This window comes from Cyanobium sp. Lug-B (assembly GCF_024345635.1).
GTDB lineage: Bacteria > Cyanobacteriota > Cyanobacteriia > PCC-6307 > Cyanobiaceae > Cyanobium > Cyanobium minutissimum.
The window spans coordinates 1-17,422 of sequence record NZ_JAGQBM010000065.1; the positions used below are offsets into that span (position 1 = coordinate 1).

Sequence of the window (17,422 nt, forward strand, 5' to 3'; positions counted from 1 at the left end):
GGGCCCTGCTGGAGCGCGGCCCGCCCCGGGTGTGGCTCAGCGGTGCCGTGCCGGCCGGCGCGCCCCTGCCGCGGGGGTGGCGGGCCAGTGGGACCAGCGGCGCGCTGACCGCTCCGTAAAGTGAGCGCGTTCCTGATGCGATGGCATCAGGGGTCTGGAGAGGTGGCTGAGTGGTCGAAAGCGAACGACTCGAAATCGTTTGAAGGGCAACCTTCCGTGGGTTCGAATCCCACCCTCTCCGTTTTCCCAGGCCGGCTTGCCGCCGGCATGGCCGGCGTGGGACCTCAGGAATGGAACAGCAGCACGAGGCCGGATTTCACCTGGTGAAACTCCCTCTCCTCGCGGCTCAGATCCAGTCCCACCTGCAGACCTTCCTTGAGCGCCACATCGAAGGGCGGCGCCGGTGGCGGCTTGCCGTCACACCAGAGGGCCGCAATCCCCACGGAGGTGGCATGCCAGCGGAAGCAGGGTGTTGTCCCGATGGAAGGCTCCTGCAGGGCGTCTTCGAGAAGCTCGCGGATCGCCATCGTGTCCCGGCTCTCGCCATCCCAGTCGTCGCCTTAGCTTCGGCAGAGACCCCGGCCAGGGCAATCGGCTGAGAGTTTTCGTGATACTGGCGCCTACGGTGCCTGCCATGGAGGCCTTCCCCAGCCCAGTCGCCCTGGTGCACGAGTGGTTCACCCCCCGCTCGGTGGGTGGGGCCGAGCAGGTGGTGGAGGAACTCGATCGGCTGCTCGCCGGCCGGGGAACCCCCCCGTCACTCTTCGCCCTGGTGGATGGCGAGAGTTCCCGCCCCGGCAGCTGGCTGACCGGCCGCCGCATCCGCACCAGCTTCATCCAGCGCCTGCCCTGGGGGGTGGGCCACGTGCAGCAGTATCTGCCGCTCCTGCCCCTGGCGATCGAGCAGCTCGACCTGTCCGGCCACCCCCTGGTGATCAGCAGCAGCCACCTCGTGGCCAAGGGGGTGCTCACCGGTCCGGACCAGCTGCACGTCAGCTATGTGCACACCCCGGCCCGCTACGCCTGGGACCAGATGCACACCTACCTGGCCCGCTCGGCCCTGGCCCGCGGGCCCCTCGGCCCCCTGGTGCGGCTGCAGCTGCACCAGCTGCGCCAGTGGGATGTGGTCAGCAGCGCCCGGGTGGATGCCCTGGTGGCCAACTCCCGCTTCACCGCCCGCCGCATCCGCTGTTTCTGGCGCCGGCGCGCCCATGTGCTGCCGCCCCCCGTGGCGGTGGAGCGCTTCCGCTGGGACCAGCCCCGGGACGACGTCTACGTCAGCCTCTGCCGGCTGGTGCCCAACAAGCGGGTGGATGTGGTGGTGGAGGCCTTCCGGCGCACCGGCCTGCCCCTGGTGGTGCTGGGCGATGGTCCTGAGCGGCGCCGGCTGGAGGCGATGGCGGGCCCGGCCACCCGCTTCCTCGGTCGCCTGCCGGACCAGGAGACCGCCGCCTGGCTGGAGCGGGCGCGGGCCTATGTGTATGCCGGCCTGGAGGATTTCGGCATTGCGCCGGTGGAGGCGATGGCGGCCGGTGCCCCGGTGATCGCCTTCGGCCAGGGGGGGGTGCTCGACAGCGTGCGCTGCCTCAGCGACGGGAACGCCTCCCCCACCGGCCTGCTGTTTCCGGAGCAGACCCCCGCCAGCCTGGCGGCCGCCCTGGAGCACTTCGAGGCGGGCCGGCTGTGGCGATCCTTGCCGGCGGAAGGGCAGCGGCAACGGGCGGAGGGTTTCGCCCCGGCGGTCTTCCGAAGCCGCATGGAAACGCTGCTCGACCAGCTGTGGCAGCAGCACCGTCGCCGCCTTCGCCGTCCTGTGCCTCTGATCTGAGTGGCCCCGCGGCATGGAGTTCCGCACGGGCTGATCCTTAACTTCTTCTAACGAACCCGTCCCCCATGCTCTCTTCCATCGGGACCCCCTACGCCTCTGGGCAGCTTGTGACGGCTCCGGCGCAGGTGCTCACCGCGGAAGAGCTGATCGCCTTTCAGTCGAAGCGCGATCGCATTGTCAAGCGTTCCGGTGACATCCTCTTCTCGCTCACCGTGCTCACCCTCGGCTCGCCGGTGCTGCTGGCCCTGGCCCTCCTGGTGAAGGTCACCTCCCGCGGGCCGGTGTTCTACGTGCAGCAACGGGTGGGCCGCGATTACCGCAGTTTCGGTTGCATCAAGTTCCGCACCATGCGCCGGGATGCCGATCGCCTGCTCTCCAAGCTGCTGGCCGAATCCCCGGATCTGGATGAGGAGTACCGCAACGATTTCAAGCTCAAGAACGACCCGCGCATCACTCGCCTGGGTAAGTTCCTGCGCCGCTCCAGCCTTGATGAACTGCCTCAGTTCCTCAATGTGCTCCGCGGTGAGATGAGCGTGGTGGGCCCCCGTCCGATCGTGAAGAGCGAGCTGGAGCGCTACGGCAGCCGCATGGATGAAGTGCTGTCGGTGCGTCCCGGCCTGACGGGCCTGTGGCAGGTGTCCGGCCGCAACAACCTCAGCTACCCCGAGCGGGTCCGGCTGGATGTGCGCTACGCCCGCCGTCGCACCCTGCTGATGGATCTGCGCATCATCCTGCGCACCATCGGCGTCATGCTCGACCCCCGCGACCGCGGCGCCTACTGAACGCCGGAGCTCCGCCCCGTCGCCTCAGCCGGGGGGCCATCCAGCACCGAGCAGGGCCAGGGCCGGCAGGGTGAGCAGGAGCCACAGCAGCTCCAGCCGATCGCCCAGGGTCAGGATCCGCTCCACTCCGGCCCGGTCGGGGGGGCGGCCCGCTGCGGCCAGGATCGGCTTGATGCGCACCCCGTCGGCGTAGGCGTTGGCCCCGCCCAGGCGCACCCCGGCGGCGTGGGCGAAAGCCGCCTCCGAGACGCCGGCGTTGGGGGAGGGGTCAGGGGCCCCGTCCCGCAGGGCCGCCCGCAGCCAGTGGAGCGTCCGCCCGGGCCGGCCCGCCGCCAGGGGGAGGCTGAGGGCCACCAGCCGGGTGGGCAGCCAGGTGAGCAGGTCGTCGAGGCGGGCACCGGCGGTGCCCAGCCAGCGCAGCCGCCCGTGGCGGTAACCCAGCATCGAATCGAGGGTGCTGGCGGCCTTGAAGCCCCAGGCCAGGGCCAGGGGGCCGGGCAGGGGTGACGCAGGCGGGGCCGGCCCCAGCGACAGCAGCGCCGCCCCGGCCAGCATCCAGAACAGCGGGGCGAACAGGCCGTCGACGGCGTTTTCGGCGGCGGTCTCGGCGGCGGCGCGCAGGATCTCCGCCTCCGGCAGGTGGCTCACCTGGCGACCCACGATCCGGGCCAGGCGGGCCCGGGCCAGGGGCAGGTCGGGCAGGGCCACCAGCACGGCCCGCACCGCCCGCCCCAGGCTGCCCCCCGCCAGGGCACTGGCCAGGCCCAGCACCAGCAGGGGCACCCCGACGGCAGGGATCCGCCGGGCGAGGACCTCCAGGCCCCAGCCCGCCAGGCCGCTGGCGCCCACCACCAGCTGGGTGAGCAGCAGACCCCCCAGCCGCAGGCGTCGGGGGGCGTCGCCGGCCCAGGCCTCCACCGCCCGGCGCAGGCCGGTGATGGCGGCGCCCATCACCTGGACGGGGTGCGGCGACCAGAGGGGGTCCCCCAGCAGCCGGTCGAGCCCGCAGGCGAGCAGCACAAGCAGGGCGAGGCTCAAGGCCGGCGGCGCTGCAGCAGGGGCAGCAGCACACCCGCCCCCAGGAAGGCCGCCAGCTGGATCGGCAGGCTGCCGCCCAGGCCGATCAGCTGGGCGATCAGGCCCATCCCCAGACTGCCGGCCAGGCCCCCCAGGGCCGAGGACCGCTCCAGGACGCTCCAGTTGTGCTGCAGGTCGCCGGCCGGATCGACGCCGAGGGCCAGGCGGGCATCGGCCACGGCGGCCAGCAGGCCGAAGGGCACGAACAGCAGCACGGCCCCCCAGCCGCCGACGAACTGGGTCGCCAGCAGCAGGGCGGCCATCAGCAGGTAGGGCAGGCGCGGCGGCAGCCGCAGGCCCCAGGCTTCGGCGCCGGTCCGCCCCAGGCCGTAGGCCGTCAGCAGCAAGCCGAAATCGAAGCAGCTGCCCGCCGCCTGCTGACGTACCCACAGAGGCAGCAGGGCGAACAGGCCGCCGAGCAGCAACCCCTGCAGCACCCCGCCCGGCTCCAGGCGCCAGGGGGCCGGCTCCGCCGCTGCCGTTGCCGCCGCCACCGCCGCATCACCCTGGCCCTGCTCCATCCGGTGGCCGCTGGCCCGCAGGGCCCCGACCAGCGGCGCCAAAGGGAGCAGCAGCACCAGGGCGCTGCCGAACTGGAGCAGGGCCTTGCCGATGGGAAACAGCAGGGCCGTGAGCAGGCTGCCCGCCAGGCGGCCCGCCTCGGCTCCCGCCCGCAGCTCGCCGATCGGCACCCCCCAGTGGCCATGGAGCCGGCGTTGCAGCGGGTCCTGGGCCAGGCGCAGGCCCACCGCCAGCAGGGCAATGCCGAGCAGGGGGGCCAGAACGGAGGTGCCCGGCCCACCGGCGGCCACCGCCAACAGCAGCAGCAGGCTGAGCAGCTGGAGCAGGTAGCCGGGCCGGATCCGCTGGGGCAGGGGCAGCAGCAGCGGCAGGGTGGCGAGGGCCGGCAGCACCCCGTTCACCAGCGGCGACGGGGTGAGGCCGCTGAGCAGCCAGGCGGTGGCGCCGATGGCCAGGGTGCCGCTGGCCTGGCCGCTGCTCCAGGCGAGGGTCAGCAGGCGCCGCTGCATGGGCTGGGGATCAGGCCGCCTTGAGCCAGCTGAACATGGAGCGCAGACCCTTGCCCACCTGCTCGATCGGATGGGCGGCATCGCGCTCGCGGGCCTTGGCCATCTCGGGCTTGCCCGCCTCGCACTCGGCCACGAAGTTGCGGGCGAAGGTGCCGTCCTGGATGTCGGCCAGGATGCGCCGCATCTCCGCCTTGGTGTCGGCGGTGATCAGCCGGGGGCCGCTGACGTAGTCGCCGTACTCGGCGGTGTTGGAGATCGAGTCGCGCATGGCGGTGAGGCCGCCCTTGACCATCAGGTCAACGATCAGCTTCACCTCGTGCAGGCACTCGAAGTAGGCCAGCTCGGGCTGGTAACCGGCTTCCACCAGGGTCTCGAAACCGGCCTTCACCAGTTCACTCAGACCGCCGCAGAGGACCGCCTGCTCACCGAACAGGTCGGTTTCGGTCTCCTCCTTGAAGTTGGTCTCCAGGATGCCGGCGCGGGTGCCGCCGATGCCCTTGGCGTAGGCCATCGCCAGGGCGCGGGCGTTGCCGGAGGCGTCCTGCTGGATGGCGAACAGGGCGGGCACGCCCTGGCCGTTCTGGAACTCCCAGCGCACGGTGTGACCGGGGCCCTTGGGGGCGATCATCACGACGTCCACGTCGGCGGGGGGCTGGATCAGCCCGAAGCGGATGTTGAAGCCGTGGGCGAAGCTCAGGACCTTGCCGGCGCTGAGGTGGGGGGCGATCTCAGCGGCGTAGACGGCCTTCTGGGCCTCATCCGGCAGCAGCACCATGATCCAGTCGGCCTTGGCGCAGGCGTCGGCCACGCTCAGCACCTCGAGGCCGTCGGCCCGGGCCTTGGCGGCCGAGCGGCTGCCGTCGTAGAGGCCCACCACCACGTTGATGCCGCTGTCCTTGAGGTTCAGGGCGTGGGCATGGCCCTGGGAGCCGTAGCCGATGATGGCCACCGTCTTGCCGGTCAGCAGGCTGAGGTCGGCGTCGGAGTCGTAGAAGAGCTGGGCCATTCCGGGCGGCGGGCAGGGCAAACGCAGACTTTAGGTGTGCGTCCGCGCGGGCCCCGGGCGTCCTCGCCCGGCGACTCAGCCGCCGGAGGCCTCCGAGGGGTGGGCGATCACCCGGTCGATCAGCCCGTAATCCTTGGCTTCGGCGGCGCTGAGGAAGTAGTCGCGGTCGGTGTCCTTGGTGACCTTCTCCAGGGACTGGCCGCACATCCCGGCCAGGGACTGGTTGAGCATGTCCTTGATGCGCAGGATCTCCCGCGCCTCGATCTCGATGTCGCTGGCCTGGCGCTGGCTGGTGCCGCCCAGGGGCTGGTGGATCATGATCCGGCTGTGGGGCAGGGCCAGCCGCTTGCCCTTGGTGCCGGCCGCCAGCAGGAAGGCGCCCATGGAGGCCGCCAACCCGACGCAGATCGTCACCACGTCGGATTTGACGTACTGCATGGTGTCGTAGATCGCCAGGCCGGCGGTCACCGAGCCACCCGGCGAGTTGATGTACAGGTAGATCGGCTTGGAGCTGTCATCGGAGTCGAGGTACAGCATCTGGGCCACCAGGCTGTTGGCGATCCCGTCGGTCACCTCCTGGCCGAGGAACAGGATCCGCTCCACCCCGAGGCGGGTGTAGATGTCGACCCAGCGCTCGTACTGGCTGCCGGGGAGGCGGTAGGGAACGCTGGGGGTGCCGATGGGCATGGCGGGAAGGCTCCCGTTCGGAGCCGGAGAGAGTGAGGAGGTGGAGAGGGGTGGCCGGTGGCCGGGGGTCGGTGCTCAGCCCACTGGGGCGGCCGTCGGCAGCTCCTTGCGGCTGGTCAGCACCCGGTCGATCAGGCCGTAGGCCATGGCCTCCTCGGCGGTGAGGTAGGTCATGCGGTCGGAGTCACGGGAGAGCTCGTCGATGCTCTTGCCCGTGTTCTCCGAGAGGATCTCCAGCATGCTGTGCTTGTTGTGCAGCACTTCTTTCGCCCGGATCTGGATGTCGCTGGCCTGGCCGCGGGCACCGGAGCGGGGCTGGTGCAGCACGATCGAGGCGTGGGGCAGGGCGGCCCGCTGGCCCTTGGTGCCGGCCGAAAGGATCATGGCGGCGGTGCCCATGGCCTGGCCGATGCAGATGGTGTGCACGGGCGGCTTGACGTAGCGCAGGGTGTCGCAGATGGCGAAGGCTTCGGTCTCGAAGCCGATCGCATCGCCCGAGTACCAGCTGGTGCCGGTGGAGTTGATGTAGAAGAAGATCGGCTTCTCCGGGTTGTCGAACTCCAGGTAGAGCAGCTGGGCAATGATCAGCTCGGTGACGTCGATGCCCATCTGGCGCTTGGCGTCGTCGTCGGAGAAGAGGGGCAGCCCCAGATAGACGATCCGCTCCTTGAGCAGCAGGGACGGCAGATCCGGCGGCGGTGTGCGCATCACCGCGGAATCGCCGTAATAGGGGGCCGACACCGTCATCCGCGCTCACCAGCAGTCGTGAGGCAGGAGCCTAGCCGGGGCCAGGAGGCTGGTGCTCCTGCAGGGCGACGGGTTTCCCGCCCTGCTTGTCGGCAGCCCGGCCGTTGCCCCGTTCAGCGGGCCGTTCGGGGCTGCGGTCGCAGCGGGCGAAGACCATGCGGCCGGTGGGGGTCTGCAGGGCGCCGGTGACGGTGACGGGCAGCCGCTCGCCGATGCGGCGCCGGGCATCCTCCACCACCACCATGGTGCCGTCTTCCAGGTAGCCGACGCCCTGGTCGGCCTCCTTGCCTTCGCGCACGATCTTGAGCTGCAGGCCATCGCCCGGTTGCACCTCGGGCCGCAGGGCGATGACCAGTTCGCTGAGGTTCAGCACCCGCAGCTCCTGCACCTGGGCCACCTGGGCCAGGTTGAAGTCGGCGGTGAGCAGGGTGCCGCCGGTGTCGGCGGTGAGCTTGAGCAGCTTGTCGTCGGCGCCGTTGCCGCTGTAGCGGGTGCTGTTGATCACCAGGCGGCGGCCGTAGTTCTCCCGCAGTTCGGTGAGCAGCTTCAGGCCCCGCCGCCCCTTGGCCCGCTTCTCACCGTTGGAGGAGTCGGCCAGGGCCTGGAGCTCGTCGATCACGGCCTGGGCGACGATCACCTGGCCCTCCAGGAGCCCGGAGGCCAGCAGGCCGCGGATGCGCCCGTCGATGATGACGCTGGTGTCGAGGATCTTGGCGGTCGCGGGCAGCAGCACCCCGTCGGCCACCAGCAGGGCCTCGGTGCTGGCCGGGTTGAACAGGCGCAGCAGGGTGCGGCCGTGCACCTCCGCCAGGTTGTACCCCAGCACCCCGAAGAAGACGTTGCTGAGCACCGCCGCCAGCGGCTTGACCAGCACCACCTCCCAGGGCAGGGGCAGCAGCAGGATCGGCGCCAGCAGCAGGTTGGCCACCAGCAGGCCCAGGATGAGTCCCACCGCCCGGCTGATCAGCAGGTCGGTGGGCATGCTGCGCACCTGGGCCATCAGGCGCCGCCGCAGCTGCTGGAAGAAGATGCCGGCGATCAGGCCGAAGAAGGCACCGAAGCCCCCCATCACCGAACGCAGGCCTTCCTGGTTGGTCACCTCCAGCAGCAGCTGTTCCGGCAGCAGGTCAACCCCGAGCCAGCCGGTGGCTGCCCCTGAGATCAGGAACAGCAGCAAGATGAGGGTGTCCACCATGCTTCGAAGTCCCGACGCCTCGGCCGCCCGGCAGGTATGGAAAGAAGCTTGGCCGATCTTCCGCCGTTTGGGTCCCAGGGATTACCGCCCGTGATGGATCCCCGATCCGCCTACGTCCACATTCCCTTCTGTCACCGGCGCTGCTTCTACTGCGATTTCCCGGTGGTGCCCCTGGGGGACCGGGCCGACGGGGCCTCCTCCGGCTCCATCGCCGCCTACCTGCCCCTGCTGCACCGGGAGATCGCCAGCTCCCCGGCCGGCCCGCCCCTGGCGACGGTCTACCTCGGGGGCGGCACCCCCTCGATGCTGACCGGCGCCCAGGTGGCCGGCATCCTGGAGGCCCTGGAGTGCCGCTATGGGCTGGCCCCGGGGGCGGAGCTGACCCTGGAGCTGGATCCGGCCAGCTTCGATCAGGACCGCCTGGCGGACTACCTGGCCGCCGGCATCAACCGGGTCAGCCTGGGGGGCCAGAGCTTCGATGACCGGGTGCTGGCGGACCTGGGCCGGCGCCACCGGGGGGCCGACCTGCGGGAGGCGGCCGGCTGGCTGCGCCAGGCCCGCCGCCGGGGGCATCTGGCCAGCTGGAGCCTGGACCTGATCCAGGGGCTGCCGCGCCAGGGCCTGGCCCACTGGGACGGCCAGCTGGCCGAAGCCATCGCCCTGGAGCCCCCCCATCTGTCGGTGTACGACCTGAGCATCGAGCCGGGCACCGTCTTCGAGCGGCGCCTGGCCCTGGGGCAGCTCGAGCTGCCGCCGGAGGATCTGGCCGCCGACCTGATGGACCTGACCTGGAGCCGGCTCAGCGCCGCTGGCTTCGGCCACTACGAGGTGTCCAATTACGCCCTGCCCGGTCACGCCTCACGCCACAACCGCGTCTACTGGAGCGGTGCCGGCTGGTGGGGGTTCGGCATGGGCGCCACCGGCGCTCCCCGCGGTCGCCGCCGGGCCCATCCCCGCACCCGGGCCGGCTACGCCGAGGCGGTCGGCGCTGGGGAAGGCGGCGTGGCGGAGCGAGGCGTGGAGACGGGGGGCGAGGAGGGGGAGGTCATGCCCTTCGACGAGCGCCTGATGGTGGGCCTGCGCTGCCGCGAAGGAGTGAACCTGGAGCGGCTCGCCCGGCAGGAGCGCCTGGCGCCCGCGCTCCTCGACGGGCTGCGGGCGCGGCTCGGGGACTATGAGCGGCGCGGCCTGCTGCGCGTCGAGGGGCCCCGCTGGCGGCTGGCGGATCCGCAGGGGCTGGCCCTCAGCAATGGGGTGCTGCGGGAGATGCTGGCCTGGTGGCAGGAGCTGGAACAGACCTCGCCCCGGGGGCAGCCGGCCCCTGCTCCCTGACCCAGCGGCCCAGGACCTCCACCGCCAGGGCCCGGCCCTGCATCAGCGGCGGGCTGAAGGGGGGCTGGCGGGTGGTGAGTCCCAGCAGGTCGGCCGTCACCCGCACCTGGCCGTCGCAGCCGTCGCCGGCGCCGATGCCGATCACCGGCACCGCCAGGGCGCCGCTCAGCTCCGCGGCCAGCTCCGCCGGCACGTGCTCGAGCACCAGGGCGAAGCAGCCGGCCTCCTGCAGGGCCCGGGCCCGCCGCCGCAGCCGCTCCTGGCTGACCGGATCGCCGGCCTGGCGCCGGTAGCCCAGCTGATGCACCGACTGGGGGGTCAGCCCCAGGTGGCCCATGACCGGGATCCCGCTGCGCACCATCCGGTCGATCACGGCCAGGGTCTCGGGTTCGGCACCCTCCAGCTTGACCGCCACCGCGGGCGTCTCCTTCAGCACCCGGCCCGCCGCCGCCACGGCCGCATCGGCGCCGCACTGGTAGCTGAGGAAGGGGAGGTCGCAGATCAGCAGGGGCGGATCCTGGGGCGCCGCCGCCGCCAGCCCCCGGCCGGCGGCGCGGCAGTGGTGGAGCATCTCCTCGAGGGTCACCGGCAGGGTGGTGGCGTGGCCGAGCACCACCATGGCCAGGGAGTCGCCCACCAGCACCGCATCCACCCCGGCCCCGGCCACCACGGCGGCGGAGAGGGCGTCCCAGGCGGTGAGCACGGTGATCGGCAGGCCCGCCTGCTTGCGCCGTGTCAGATCAGCGGGTCGCAGGGGCACGGCACGGGGTTCGCAGGGGGCATTGCTAGCATCGACCCGACTCGGACCCACGCGGCTCTGACGCCCAAATCTGGTCAGGACCGGAAGGGAGCAGCCACACGGGATGCTCAGGGCAGGCGTGGATTCCGGGTCACCCTCTTCAAATGACCCCCTTCAAGCCGCGCTGAACCATTGTGCTGACCGGCTCCGGGGCCAGCTGGTGGCTCAGTCGACCCGGTTCTGGCGGTTGATCAGGAAGGGCGGGATCATGGCTCCCCGCTCCTCCGGCGTGTGGGTGAGGGTGTCGGCGAAGCTGGCGGCGGGACGCTCCGGCCGGTAGTGACCGCCGCTCTGGAAGCCGGTGGCGATCACCGTGACGTGGATCTCCCCCTCCAGGGATTCGTCCACCACCGCGCCCACGATGATGTTGGCGTCGGGATCGACCACGTCGTAGATCACCTCCGAGGCGGTGGTCATGTCCTCCAGGGTCATGTCCTTGCCGCCGCTGATGTTGATGACGCAGCCGTTGGCCCCGTCGATGCGGGCCGACTCCAGCAGGGGACTGCTCATGGCGGCCTGGGCCGCCTCGATGGCCCGGGAACGGCCGGAGCCCACGCCGATGCCCAGCAGGGCGGTGCCGGCATCGGCCATCACCGAGCGGATGTCGGCGAAGTCGACGTTCACCAGACCGGGCCTGGTGATGATGTCGGTGATGCCCTTGACGCCCATCCGCAGCACATCGTCGGCGGCGCGGAAGGCCTCCTGGAGCGGCGCGCCGGCGATGGCGTCCCGCAGGCGGTCGTTGGGAATGATGATCAGGGTGTCGACATGCTCGGCCAGGCGGGCGATGCCTTCCTCCGCCTGGCGCAGCCGCTTGCGGCCCTCGAAGCCGAAGGGTTTGGTGACGATGCCCACGGTGAGGGCGCCGCACTCCTTGGCCACCTCGGCCACGATCGGCGCCGCCCCGGTGCCGGTGCCGCCGCCCATGCCGGCGGCGATGAAGACCAGGTCGGCCCCCTCCAGGGACTGCTGCAGGTCGGCCCGGGACTCCTCCGCCGCCTTCTGGCCGATCACCGGGTTGCCGCCGGCCCCCAGGCCCCGGGTGAGCTTCTGGCCCAGCTGGATGCGCTGGCCCGCCGCCGACTGCAGCAGGGCCTGGGCGTCGGTGTTGAGCACCCGGTAGCCCACCCCGTTGAGGTCGGTGGCGATCATCCGGTTGACCGCGTTGCTGCCGCCTCCCCCCACGCCGATCACCTCGATCCGGGCCGACTGGCTCGGGACGATCCCGTTGCTGCTGGGCGAGATCTGGCTCATCGCGTGGGGCTCCTGCGGGGACGAAAGATCGACGTGGTAAGGGCGGTCCTGATCGCGCGACATCGCGGGAGGGGGAGTGTGGCCGTTGATCTGCGGCTGCATTATGTCGGTGGCCAGCTCAGCCAGAGTTGCCGATAGATCACATTGGACCGAATCTCAGCAGGGCGCAACGGCCTGTGAGGATTGTCTGGCGGCGTTTCGGGCTGCCGCCGGCTCCAGCGGCGGTCTCACTGGGTGCCGGCGGGAGCCGGGCGTGGCGCCTCGGCGGCGGCTCCGGCGGGACGGGGCGCCGGGGGAGCAGGAGGCGCCGGCCGGGCCGCTGAACCGCTCGCCCCCCGGGCCCCCAGGCTGAGCTCCGGTTGCTCCGGGTCGGTCAGGTCGATCAGCTGGGGCCGGGCACCCTTCATGGTGGCCGGCAGGGTGCGGCTGAGGTGGGCGACCACCTCGAGTCGCCGGGGCAGCCGGGCGTCCGGGGGGCCCAGCCGCACCCGGCCCAGCTGGGTGGTGCTGAGCCAGAGGCTGCCGTCCGGCTCGAAGCGGATCTCCTTCAGGCCGGGGCCGAGCACCTCCCGTTCCTTGAGCACCTGGGCCAGCACGGCCCGGTGGCGGGCGTTCCAGCCGACCACCAGCAGGGACAGGTCCCCCTGGCTGCGGATGCCCATGTGCTGGCGGATGCTGATCCAGTTGCCGAGGCCGTCGACGAAGCCCATCTCCGGGCCGCGGTCGGTGCGCCGCACCGCACGGGCCACCGCCTCCCGGTCCTTCAGCTCCACCCGCAGCCGCGGCGGCAGCATCAGCCGGCTCACCTTCACCTGCTCCACCGGCAGGGCCCCCATCAGGTCACTGGCCACCAGACGGGGCTGGAGGCCCATCAGGGGCTGGGGAAAGCGCAGGCCCGCCGCCGCGATCACCTGGTCGCGGCTGACCACGGCGCTGCCGAGCACCTCCACCTGGTTCGGTTCCCGCAGGGTCCAGCCCTGCCGCAGCAGCAGGTAGCCCAGGCCGACGGACATGCCGCTGAAGACCAGGATCCGCCACAGCTGGCGCAGCCGCTCGCTGCGGCGCTGACGGCGCAGTTCCTTGCGGCGCAGGACCCCCGGCGGCAGCGGCGCTCCCGGCGAGGGGGGGGCTCCCCGCGAAGAGGGGATCCGCTTCACAGCTCGCAGCGGGAGCGGGCCATGAGTTCATCCATCCAGGTGCGCGCCCGGCGGGCATCGGAGAAGGGCAGCTCCTCCTGCTGGCCGCCCCCCACCAGCCGCAGGCGGCAGGCCCCTTCGCTCTCCTCGGTCAGGGGGGCCTCCCCGGAGCTGAGGGAGAGCAGCTCGACCATTTCCAGCTGCTTGATGGTGAAGCGTCCCACCGGCTGGAAGCTGCCGGCCACGAACTTGCTCCAGCTCAGCTCCCCGTCGACGAGCCGGGCGGCCCCGCAGCCGTCCAGCTTGGCAAGCTCGGCGCCGCTGGCCCAGTCGCGGAACAGCTGCTGGCGCCGCCGCTCGACCCAGCCGAGGGCCACCAGGAGCACGAAGGCGCCCAGCAGGGGCAGCCAGAGCAGGCCATGGATCACGGCGCCGTTCCTTCCACGTTCATCCGGAGCTCCGATCCTCCCGCGCCCTGCACCAATTGGTGCACCAGGTCGGGGAGAGGACATCCACTGGCCTCCCACAGCATCGGGTACATGCTCTGGCTGGTGAAGCCCGGCAGCGTGTTGATCTCGTTCAGCCAGAGATTGCCGGTGGCCTCGTCGTAGAAGAAGTCGACCCGGGCCAGCCCTCCGGCGTCCACCGCCCGGCAGGCGGCCAGCGCCATGGCCCGCGCCCGCTCGCTCACCGTCTCGTCCACGGGCGCGGGGATGACGGTGTGACTGTGGCCTTCGCTGTACTTGGTCTCGTAGTCGTACCAGTCGGCGTCGAAGCGGATCTCCCCCAGTACCGAGGCGCTGAGGCCGTCGCCGGGTCCACCGGGCCGCCGCAGCACGGCGCATTCGAGCTCCCGGGCCCGGACGCCCTGCTCCACCACCAGCCGCCGGTCGAGGTCCGCGGCCAGCTCAAGGCCCCGCAGCAGGCCGGCACGGTCGCTGGCCTTGCTGATGCCCACCGAGGAACCCATGTTGGCCGGCTTGACGAAGCACGGGTAGCCGAGGCTGCTCTCCAGCCGCTCCAGCAGGTCCTCCGGACCGCCGGCGGCGCCCAGCTCGTGGGCGGCGACGCAGGCGTAGGGCACCTGGGGCAGGCCGGCGGCGGCGAAGGCGGCCTTCATGGCCTGCTTGTCCATCCCCAGCGCCGATCCCAGCACCCCGGAGCCCACGTAGGGCACCCCCATCAGGGTGAACAGTCCCTGGATCGTGCCGTCCTCCCCATTGGGGCCGTGGAGCACCGGGAACCACACCTCGATCTCCAGAGCGCCCTCGGGAAAGCCCCGGAAGCCCCCCGGCTCCGCCGCTCCCGGCAGATCCCCGGGCTCGGCCGGCACCCCCCGCTCCAGCACGGCGGTGGCCACGGCGTCGGGCCACCAGCGGCCGCCGCGATCGATGTAGAAGCTGCTGACCCGGTAGCGCTCGGCGTTGCCCCCGCTGCGCAGTCCCCGCAGCACGGTGCGGGCGGAGAGAATCGAGACGGCGTGCTCGCCGGAGGCTCCCCCGAACACCAGGCCGACGCGGGTGGGGGAAGGAGCCATCGGCACAGGGAAGAGGGCCAAACGTATCAGCGAATCCCGCCCCGGCCCAGGGGCCGGCCACTGAGGCTGAACGGCCGCACCGTCTCGATCTCCACGTCCACCAGGTCGCCGGGGGCGAAGGGGCGGCCATCGCCGGGGTCGGCGGCGAAGAAGGTGAGCCGATTGGTGCGCGTGCGACCCATCAGCTGGCCCGGGTCGCGGGGGTTGATCCCCTCGGCCAGCACCTGCTCCCGCCGCCCCAGGTAGCGGGCGCTGCGTTCCGCGGCCACCCGCTCCACCAGGGCGTTGAGCTCCTGGAGCCGTTCCACCTTCACCGCCTCCGGCAGCTGGTCGGGCCAGTCGGCCGCCGGCGTGCCCGGCCGCGGCGAGTAGGCGGCGGTGTTGACCTGGTCGAAGCCGATCGACGCGATCAGCGCCAGGGTGCGGCGGAACTGGGCATCGGTTTCGCCGGGGAAGGCCACGATCACGTCGGCGCTGATGGCCGCATCGGGGAGGCGCTGGCGGATGCGATCGATGATCCGTCGGTAGCGCTCCACGGTGTAGCCCCGGGCCATGGCCCGCAGCACGTCGTCGTCACCGCTCTGGAAGGGGATGTGGAAGTGCTCGCAGACCTTGGGCAGGTCGGCGCAGGCGTCGATGAGACGGTCGGTGAAGTAGCGGGGGTGGCTGGTGGCGAAGCGGATCCGCTCGAGGCCCCGCACGTCGTGGACCGACCGCAGCAGATCGGTGAGGGTGTGGGCCCGGCGACCCTCGGCGGTGATGCCGGGCAGGTCGCGGCCGTAGGCATCGATGTTCTGCCCCAGCAGGGTGACCTCCCGGTAGCCCCGCGCCGCCAGCCCCTCCATCTCGAGGCGGATCGCCTCGGGCAGGCGCGACTGCTCCCGGCCCCGCACCGAGGGCACCACGCAGTAGGTGCAGTGCTCGTTGCAGCCGTAGATCACGTTCACCCAGGCGCAGACGGCACTGTCCCGCCGGGCGGTGGTGATGTCCTCGAGGATGTGGTGCTCGTCGGTGGCCACCACCTGCTGGCCGGTCTCCACCCGGGTGAGCAGCGCCTCGAGCCGGTTGGCGTGCTGGGGGCCCATCACCAGATCCAGCTCCGGCACCCGCCGCAGCAGGGACTCCCCCTCCTGCTGGGCCACGCAGCCGGCCACCACCAGCGTCAGGCCGGGATTGGCCCGCTTGCGCTGGGCCTGCCGCCCCAGATAGCTGTAGACCTTTTGCTCGGCGTTGTCCCGGATCGTGCAGGTGTTGTAGAGCACCAGATCGGCACTGTGCTCGTCGCTGCCGGGGGTGTACCCCATGGTTTCGAGGATGCCGGCCATGCGCTCGGAATCCGCCTTGTTCATCTGGCAGCCGAACGTGGTGATCCAGTAGCTGCCGCGCCGTGCCGACGGCGCCTGGTCGGCCTGGGGGCCGGAAACGGTGGCTGTCATGGGATCCAGTTTCCGCTATCGCCCCACCGGCGCCAACGCGGCGGCTGTGGCAGCGTGAACCTCCCGGCCCCTTTCTGGCATGCGCTGCCGCCTGAGCCGTTTCCCCCTCACCAAGGCGGTGCCCCTGGCCATCAGCCGCGGCACCACGGCCGCCGTCGAGCATCTGCTGCTGGAACTCGAGCACGACGGCACCACCGGCCGCGGCGAGACCGGCGGCTTCGACACCGGCCACCGGGCCTTCCGCACCGACGATCTGGCCGCCGAGCTGGAGGCCGTCCTGCCGGCCCTCGAGCGCGCCACCCCGGAGCCGTTTCAGGCCCTCGACCCCCTGCTGGACAGCCTCTCGCCCCCGGCCCGCTGCGCCGTCGACCTCGCCCTGCACGACTGGTGGGGGCAGCGGCTGGGCCAGCCCCTGTGGCGGCTCTGGGGCCTCGATGACGGCGCGATCGTTCCCACCAGCGTGACCCTGGGACTGGGCAGCGAGGCGGCGGTGCTGGAGCGCCTGGAGCGCTGGTGGCAGCAGCTGCCCGCCAGCCGCATCAAGCTCAAGCTCGGCAGCCCGGAGGGCCTCGACCACGACCGGGCCCTGGTGCGGGCGGTGGCCCAGGCGCTGGAGCGGCGCCACCAGAGCCATGGGCTGGCCGGCGAGCTGCAGGTGGATGCCAACGGCGGCTGGACCCTGGAGCAGGCCCTGCCGATGCTGGGCTGGCTCGACGCCCAGGGGGTGGTGCTGGTGGAGCAGCCCCTGGCCCCCCTGGAGGATCCCGAGGCCGACTGCGCCGCCTTCGCCGCCCTCGAGCTCGACTGCCCCATCGCCCTGGTGGCCGATGAGAGCTGCTGGAACCTGGCCGACCTGGTGCGGCTCGCCCCCTACGTCGACGGGGTGAACATCAAGCTGCTCAAGAGCGGCGGGCTGGCGGAGGCCCTGCTGATGGCCAGGGCCGCGCGGCGCCTGGGCCTGGGGGTGATGCTCGGCTGCTACTCCGACAGCGCCCTGCTCAACGGGGCCGCCGCCCAGCTGCTGCCGTTGGTGCGCTGGCCGGATCTCGACAGCCACCTCAACCTGGTGGACGACCCGTTCGTGGGTCCGGCCCTGGTGGGAGATCGGCTGGTGCCCGGTGCGTCCCCGGGACTGGGGGTGGGCCGTGCTCGGCTCTGATGACCCGATCGTGCTGCTGCAGCACGGCGGCCTCGACAACCTGAGCGGCAAGACGGGCCTGGCGATGCTGCGCTACCGCCACGGCCCGATCGTGGCGGTGGTGGATCCGGACCACCGCGGCGCCGACCTGCGGGCGCTCACCGGCATCGAGCGGGCCGTGCCCGTGGTGGGGTCCCTGGCGGAGGCTCTGCCCTTCGCTCCCCAGGTGGCGGTGGTGGGCCTCGCCCCCTCCGGCGGCCGGCTGCCGCCGGCCATGGGCGCCGACGTGGCAGCCGCCCTGACGGCGGGACTGTCGCTGGCCAGCGGTCTGCACAGCCGCCTGGCGGACGATCCGGCCCTGGCGGCCCTGGTGCGGCCGGGCCGCTGGATCTGGGATCTGCGCCGGGAGCCCCCCGGCCTGAGCGTCGGCTGCGGCC

Annotated in this window: 18 protein-coding genes, 1 tRNA gene and 1 other RNA gene; 7 read left to right on the forward strand and 13 right to left on the reverse strand. The window is 72.0% G+C overall.

What is annotated here, in order from left to right; all coding sequences use genetic code 11:
• Positions 1-156: 156 nt before the first annotated feature.
• Positions 157-241 (forward strand) — tRNA-Ser (locus KBY81_RS13615).
• A gap of 43 nt (positions 242-284) precedes the next feature.
• Here KBY81_RS13615 and KBY81_RS13620 read toward each other — a convergent pair.
• Complete coding sequence (locus tag KBY81_RS13620; protein ID WP_015108989.1) at positions 285-527, reverse strand: hypothetical protein; 243 nt, start codon at positions 525-527, stop codon at positions 285-287.
• A 107-nt stretch (positions 528-634) separates the two neighbouring features.
• Here KBY81_RS13620 and KBY81_RS13625 point away from each other — a divergent pair, with 107 nt between their 5' ends.
• Both KBY81_RS13625 and KBY81_RS13630 read left to right on the forward strand, forming a co-directional pair.
• Positions 635-1,828: a glycosyltransferase gene (locus KBY81_RS13625; protein WP_254976769.1), complete on the forward strand. Its 1,194-nt coding sequence runs from the start codon at positions 635-637 to the stop codon at positions 1,826-1,828.
• A 65-nt stretch (positions 1,829-1,893) separates the two neighbouring features.
• Complete coding sequence (locus KBY81_RS13630) at positions 1,894-2,610, forward strand: sugar transferase (protein ID WP_106220581.1); 717 nt, start codon at positions 1,894-1,896, stop codon at positions 2,608-2,610.
• A 24-nt stretch (positions 2,611-2,634) separates the two neighbouring features.
• Here KBY81_RS13630 and cbiB read toward each other — a convergent pair whose 3' ends face one another.
• From cbiB to KBY81_RS13660, 6 genes are all read right to left on the reverse strand, one after another.
• On the reverse strand, positions 2,635-3,648 hold the full coding sequence (cbiB, locus tag KBY81_RS13635; protein ID WP_254976770.1) for an adenosylcobinamide-phosphate synthase CbiB: 1,014 nt from the start codon (positions 3,646-3,648) through the stop codon (positions 2,635-2,637).
• Positions 3,645-4,718 (reverse strand): hypothetical protein, encoded by a 1,074-nt coding sequence (locus KBY81_RS13640; protein WP_254976771.1) that lies wholly within the window; start codon positions 4,716-4,718, stop codon positions 3,645-3,647. The genes cbiB and KBY81_RS13640 overlap by 4 nt, the downstream gene beginning before the upstream one ends.
• Before the next feature lie 10 nt (positions 4,719-4,728).
• Positions 4,729-5,724, reverse strand: coding sequence for a ketol-acid reductoisomerase (gene ilvC, locus KBY81_RS13645; RefSeq protein WP_106220584.1), 996 nt, complete (start codon positions 5,722-5,724; stop codon positions 4,729-4,731).
• 75 nt (positions 5,725-5,799) lie between these two features.
• The gene (locus KBY81_RS13650) at positions 5,800-6,411 is read right to left on the reverse strand and encodes an ATP-dependent Clp protease proteolytic subunit (RefSeq protein WP_106220585.1); all 612 of its coding nucleotides are present in this window, start codon (positions 6,409-6,411) and stop codon (positions 5,800-5,802) included.
• Between the two features lie 75 nt (positions 6,412-6,486).
• Positions 6,487-7,158: an ATP-dependent Clp protease proteolytic subunit gene (locus KBY81_RS13655; protein ID WP_106220586.1), complete on the reverse strand. Its 672-nt coding sequence runs from the start codon at positions 7,156-7,158 to the stop codon at positions 6,487-6,489.
• Between the two features lie 31 nt (positions 7,159-7,189).
• On the reverse strand, positions 7,190-8,353 hold the full coding sequence (locus KBY81_RS13660) for a PIN/TRAM domain-containing protein (RefSeq protein WP_106220587.1): 1,164 nt from the start codon (positions 8,351-8,353) through the stop codon (positions 7,190-7,192).
• Positions 8,354-8,446: 93 nt separating this feature from the next.
• Here KBY81_RS13660 and hemW point away from each other — a divergent pair, with 93 nt between their 5' ends.
• On the forward strand, positions 8,447-9,685 hold the full coding sequence (gene hemW / locus KBY81_RS13665) for a radical SAM family heme chaperone HemW (RefSeq protein ID WP_254976772.1): 1,239 nt from the start codon (positions 8,447-8,449) through the stop codon (positions 9,683-9,685).
• Here the strand turns inward: hemW and panB are convergent.
• Entirely contained in the window at positions 9,597-10,439 is an 843-nt protein-coding gene (panB, locus tag KBY81_RS13670) for a 3-methyl-2-oxobutanoate hydroxymethyltransferase (RefSeq protein WP_106220742.1), read from the reverse strand. The genes hemW and panB overlap by 89 nt on opposite strands.
• A 44-nt stretch (positions 10,440-10,483) precedes the next feature.
• Here panB and ffs point away from each other — a divergent pair.
• Positions 10,484-10,580: signal recognition particle sRNA small type (gene ffs / locus KBY81_RS13675), an RNA gene on the forward strand.
• Positions 10,581-10,649: 69 nt separating this feature from the next.
• On the opposite strand, the gene ftsZ is transcribed toward ffs, so the two are convergent.
• The 5 genes from ftsZ to miaB all read right to left on the reverse strand — a co-directional run bounded on the left by ftsZ (position 10,650) and on the right by miaB (position 15,847).
• Positions 10,650-11,738, reverse strand: coding sequence for a cell division protein FtsZ (gene ftsZ, locus KBY81_RS13680; protein WP_015108978.1), 1,089 nt, complete (start codon positions 11,736-11,738; stop codon positions 10,650-10,652).
• A 227-nt stretch (positions 11,739-11,965) separates the two neighbouring features.
• Positions 11,966-12,895: an FtsQ-type POTRA domain-containing protein gene (locus KBY81_RS13685; RefSeq protein ID WP_254976773.1), complete on the reverse strand. Its 930-nt coding sequence runs from the start codon at positions 12,893-12,895 to the stop codon at positions 11,966-11,968.
• Complete coding sequence (locus KBY81_RS13690; protein WP_106220590.1) at positions 12,892-13,302, reverse strand: hypothetical protein; 411 nt, start codon at positions 13,300-13,302, stop codon at positions 12,892-12,894. Before KBY81_RS13690 ends, KBY81_RS13685 begins: the two co-directional genes overlap by 4 nt.
• Complete coding sequence (locus KBY81_RS13695) at positions 13,299-14,411, reverse strand: D-alanine--D-alanine ligase family protein (protein WP_106220591.1); 1,113 nt, start codon at positions 14,409-14,411, stop codon at positions 13,299-13,301. Before KBY81_RS13695 ends, KBY81_RS13690 begins: the two co-directional genes overlap by 4 nt.
• Before the next feature lie 26 nt (positions 14,412-14,437).
• The gene (gene miaB / locus KBY81_RS13700; protein WP_106220592.1) at positions 14,438-15,847 is read right to left on the reverse strand and encodes a tRNA (N6-isopentenyl adenosine(37)-C2)-methylthiotransferase MiaB; all 1,410 of its coding nucleotides are present in this window, start codon (positions 15,845-15,847) and stop codon (positions 14,438-14,440) included.
• A gap of 79 nt (positions 15,848-15,926) precedes the next feature.
• Between miaB and KBY81_RS13705 the strand changes: the two genes are divergently transcribed.
• Both KBY81_RS13705 and KBY81_RS13710 read left to right on the forward strand, forming a co-directional pair.
• Positions 15,927-17,006: a dipeptide epimerase gene (locus KBY81_RS13705; protein WP_106220593.1), complete on the forward strand. Its 1,080-nt coding sequence runs from the start codon at positions 15,927-15,929 to the stop codon at positions 17,004-17,006.
• A partial coding sequence (locus KBY81_RS13710; protein ID WP_254976774.1) for a DUF1611 domain-containing protein occupies positions 16,993-17,422 on the forward strand: 430 nt, incomplete at its 3' end. The genes KBY81_RS13705 and KBY81_RS13710, both read left to right, overlap by 14 nt.